We start from the raw sequence: 5,032 nt of genomic DNA on the forward strand, positions 1-5,032 counted from the left end.
ATTCTAATTCCATTTACTGACACACTAGGTATAGTTTTTGTTATTTCAAATAACTTCCTTAGCAAAATTCTCTATATTTATAGTATATTTTTAATACATTATTATATTTAAGGAGATTTACTTTTATGAAAACATTAAAATCTAATGGAGTTTTTAAACAATCTATACCTGGACTTTATTCTATTCGTGTAATAAGCGATGGTGGAAATTTATCTTGTTCAAAAATTGGATTTTTAAACCATGTAGCTGAATTTTATGGAAATGGTTATGTAACAATATGTTCTCGTGGTTGTTTAGAGATTCCATCTATAAAAGAAGAAAACTTAGATACAGTTTTAAATCTTTTAAATGATAAAGATTTAAGAACTACTGTAACTGGTAGGTTAGTTCACCCTGTAACTTCATGTAGGGGTACGGTCTGTAGAAATGGTACGATAGATACTCAAGGTTTAGCAAATACACTACAACTTAATTTATTAGGCCTTACACTTCCTAATAAAATCAATATTGGTGTTATAGGTTGTTCTAATAACTGTTTAAAATCCCAAAACAATGAAATCTATGTGCGACCTTATACTAAAGTTTCTATAAATTCTTCAAATTGTTCTTCTTGTGGACAATGTATAAAGAAATGTAAATTTAATGCACTAACTTTAAATAATTCTAAAAAAATAACTTTAGACACTACTTTATGCACTCAATGTGGTAAATGTATAAATTCGTGCTTATTCAATTCATTATGTTCTGATAAAGTATATTACAAGATTTTTGTTAAAAATTCAGATACTCATCTAAATTCTTATAAAGAACTTTCTATTAAGTTATCTGAAGATGAATTAGTAACAAAAATAAAAACTATATTAGACTACTATATAGCTAACTCAATAGATAATGAATCGTTTGCATCTTTCGTTCAGCGTTTATTTGAAAATATAAATACACTTTAAATATCTTGTTTCATTGTTAACTCTTTATTTTTTCTTATTATTAGGTTAAAATTAAATGTAATAGTAAAAAATTAAAATATACTACAAAATTTATATATAAGTATTTAAATAAATTAATAGCGAGGTATTTATATTATGTCAAAAGAAATTAATACATCTAATTTTGTTAAAAACATAGTAGTGGAAGATTTAAAAAGTGGTAAGCACAAAGAAATTTTAACTCGTTTTCCACCAGAACCAAATGGATATTTACATATTGGTCATGCAAAATCAATAGTTTTAAATTTTGAATTAGCTGATGAATTTAAAGGTAAAACTAACCTAAGATTCGATGATACTAATCCAACTAAAGAGGATACTGAGTATGTTGAATCTATTAAAGAGGACGTAAAATGGCTAGGTTTCGATTGGGATAACCTTTATTTTGCATCTGATTACTTTGATGAAATGTATAAAAGAGCAATACTTTTAATAAAAAAAGGAAAAGCTTATGTATGTGATTTAACTCCAGAAGAAATGAGAGAATACAGAGGAACATTAACTGAACCTGGAAAAGAAAGTCCGTACAGAAATAGATCTATAGAAGAAAATTTAGATTTATTAGAAAGAATGAAAAACGGTGAATTTAAAGATGGAGAAAAAGTTTTAAGAGCTAAAATAGATATGTCTTCTCCTAACATTAATATGAGAGATCCTATATTATATAGAATATCTCATGCTACTCACCATAATACTGGTGATAAATGGTGCATATATCCAATGTATGATTTTGCTCACCCATTAGAAGATGCTATAGAAGGTATTACTCATTCTATATGTACTTTAGAATTTGAAGACCACAGACCTCTTTATGATTGGGTTGTTAGAGAATGTGAAATGGATTCAACTCCTCAACAAATTGAATTTGCTAGATTAAATATAACTAACACAGTTATGAGTAAAAGAAAACTTAAAATGTTAGTTGATGAACATGTTGTTGATGGATGGGATGACCCAAGAATGCCAACTGTTGCAGGTCTAAGAAGAAAAGGATATACACCTGAATCTATAAGAAATTTCTGTAAAGCAATTGGTGTTGCAAAAGCAGCTTCAACTGTAGATTCTCAAATGCTTGAATATTTTATAAGAGAAGACTTAAATCCAAAAGCACCAAGAGCAATGGCTGTTTTAAAACCTTTAAAATTAGTTATAACTAATTATCCAGAAGGACAAATTGAAATGTTAGACATTGAAAATAATCCTGATGATGAAAATGCAGGTGTTAGACAAGTGCCATTTTCAAGAGAATTATATATAGAGCAAGAAGACTTCATGGAAAATCCACCTAAAAAGTATTTTAGACTATTCCCTGGTAATGAAGTAAGATTAAAAGGTGCATATTTTGTAAAATGCAATGAAGTTATAAAAGATGAAGATGGAAATGTTACTGAAATTCATTGTACTTATGATCCAGAAACTAAGAGTGGTACTGGATTTACAGGTAGAAAAGTAAAAGGTACTATTCACTGGGTAGATGCTAGTGCTGCTATTCCTTGTGAGTTCAGACTATTTGAACCTTTAATCTTAGACAATGAAGACGATGAAGATAAACATTTCTTAGAACAAGTAAATCCTAATTCTTTAGAAGTCTTAAATGGATTTATTGAACCTAGTGTAAAAGATGCTAAATCTAATGATAAATATCAATTATTTAGACATGGATATTTTAATGTAGATTCAAAATTAACTACAGATGATAAATTAGTCTTTAATAGAATTGTTTCATTAAAGAGCTCATTTAAATTAAATAAATAGAAAATAAAGGACTAACAAATGAATTTGTTAGTCCTTCTTATTATAAATTTATAAATTCAGTAAATCTACTTCTAACTAGTTTTTCTCCCATTATTTGCATTATAGTGTATAAATCTGGTGTATTAGCTCTATGAGTTAATGCAGCTCTAACAGAACCAGCTACATCTGATACCATTCCTTTATATGCTTCTGGGTCCTTTTTAAATGCTTTTCTATCAGTAGCATATCCAAGTTCTACTGCTACTGCTTTTAAGTCTTCAAACCAAGTATCTTTATCTGTATTGAAATTATAAGCTTTAGCATATGCTTCTATTATTCTTTTAGCTTCTTCTAATTCTACATTTTTAGGCAATTCTACATTTTCTTTACCATCATTTTTAAATAAATCATCAAAGAAATAGAATATTTTTTCTTTTACGTCATTCCATTTAGCAAAATCTTTTCTAGGTTTAGGGCCTTCTTTATCTATATTAAATATTTCTTTAGCCAGTTTTTCATTAGCTGTTACTAATTTATACATTTCTTCATCATATTGTTTAGCCCATTTGATGTAATAATCATAAACAACATCTGCTTTTAATCTACAAATTACATTTTTACTTACATCATTTAATTTAACTATATCAAATAATGCTCCACTTTTACTCATTTTATCTAATGAAACTTCAAAGTTATGATAATCTTCAGTTGGGTTCTCTTCTCTCCACTCTTCAAATGTTGAATTTATTATATTTAATAAGTATTCTATAACAGATATCATAGGATATCCTTCTTCATCATAGTAACTTACTGCACTTTCTGCATCTTTTCTTTTAGAAAGTTTTCTTTTAGAACCTCCATCTTGTTTCATAATAGTTGGAGTATGTGCATATTCAGGTCTTTTGAATCCAAGTATATCAAATAATTGAACATGTATTGGAAGTGATGAAAGCCATTCTTCTCCTCTTATTACAGTTGTTGTTCCCATTAAAGCATCATCTATTGCATGTGCAAAGTGATATGTTGGAAGCCCATCTGATTTTACTATAACTATATCTTGATTACTTTCTGGAAATGATATATCTCCCTTTATTAAATCATGAAACTCTATTCTATTTTCTGAATTTCCTGGTGATTTTAATCTTATTATATATCTTTCACCATTGTTTATTCTTTTTATTGCTTCTTCTTCTGATAAGTTTCTGCAACTTGCAAACTCCCCATAATATCCTGGAGTTAACTTATCAGCTATTTGCTTTTCTCTTAATTTTTCTAAGTCTTCTGATGTACAAAAACAAGGATATGCTAATCCTTTAGCTATTAATTCTTTAGCAAAAGTTTTATATATTTCTCCTCTTTCACTTTGTTTGTATGGACCATAATCACCTTTTGAACTATTATCACCTGTCATACCTTCTGTGAAATCTAGTCCAAATTTATGCATTGTATTTATTGTATCTTCTATTGCACCTTCAACTTCTCTTTTTTGATCAGTGTCTTCTATTCTTAAATAAAATACTCCACCACTTTGAGTTGCAATTCTTTCATCTATTAATGCTGAAAATACTCCACCAATATGTTGAAATCCTGTTGGACTTGGAGCATATCTAGTTACCTTTGCTCCTTCTTTAATATTTCTTTTTGGATACTTATTAATATAATAATCTGGTGTATTTTCAATACTTGGGAAAATTGTATTTGCTAATTGTTGAAATTTCATATTATCTCTATCCTTTCAGTAATTTATTTTAATAAAAAAAACCTTTCATCCTAAAATTAGGACGAAAGGTTATACTTCCGCGTTACCACCTACATTGACTAAATTTAATTTAGTCCACTCAACTCTTTATAAGGGAAGATTCCCACAAACTTACTCCATAATTAATTATCTTTCAGTTTATAGCTCCAGAGCTTCTTTTCTAAATCATAATTTACTAAAATCCCACCATCTTTAGCTCTCTTTAAAATATCTGAATTATACTTTTCTCTTTCAACGCTTATTATTAAATTCTTATTTAATTATATATTGGTATTACAATATTGTAAACATCTATTTAATATTTTTACCTATATATCTTTTTTAATTCAAATATATATAATTTTTATAACAAAAAATCCTATGTTCACGTGATTTTGCCATAAATTTAAATTATTAATTAATTTTTCAATTAACTTTAGAATAATAATTTCTCTCTTAGTTTATTGAATTTATTTACAATACCTATAATTAATTTTCACTTTCAATTTTTTACGTTGTATATTCTATAAATTAAATTCGTTTCAAATTCATATAAAATAAAAAAAGAAGTAGA

Annotated in this window: 3 protein-coding genes and 1 other annotated feature; of the genes, 2 read left to right on the plus strand and 1 reads right to left on the minus strand. The window is 27.3% G+C overall.

Annotated elements, in window-relative coordinates:
• Nucleotides 1-125 precede the first annotated feature (125 nt).
• Both BN346_RS04245 and BN346_RS04250 read left to right on the plus strand, forming a co-directional pair.
• Nucleotides 126-947, plus strand: a complete 822-nt coding sequence (locus BN346_RS04245) for a 4Fe-4S binding protein (RefSeq protein WP_034439817.1) — start codon at nt 126-128, stop codon at nt 945-947.
• A gap of 135 nt (nt 948-1,082) precedes the next feature.
• Nucleotides 1,083-2,741, plus strand: a complete 1,659-nt coding sequence (locus BN346_RS04250; RefSeq protein ID WP_034439818.1) for a glutamine--tRNA ligase/YqeY domain fusion protein — start codon at nt 1,083-1,085, stop codon at nt 2,739-2,741.
• Nucleotides 2,742-2,781: 40 nt separating this feature from the next.
• On the opposite strand, the gene gltX is transcribed toward BN346_RS04250, so the two are convergent.
• Nucleotides 2,782-4,440, minus strand: coding sequence for a glutamate--tRNA ligase (gltX, locus tag BN346_RS04255; protein ID WP_034439819.1), 1,659 nt, complete (start codon nt 4,438-4,440; stop codon nt 2,782-2,784).
• A gap of 54 nt (nt 4,441-4,494) precedes the next feature.
• Nucleotides 4,495-4,723 (minus strand) — a binding site (T-box leader).
• Nucleotides 4,724-5,032: the final 309 nt, after the last annotated feature.

The organism is Clostridium ihumii AP5 (assembly GCF_000612845.1).
Classification (GTDB): Bacteria; Bacillota; Clostridia; order Clostridiales; family Clostridiaceae; genus Clostridium_J; species Clostridium_J ihumii.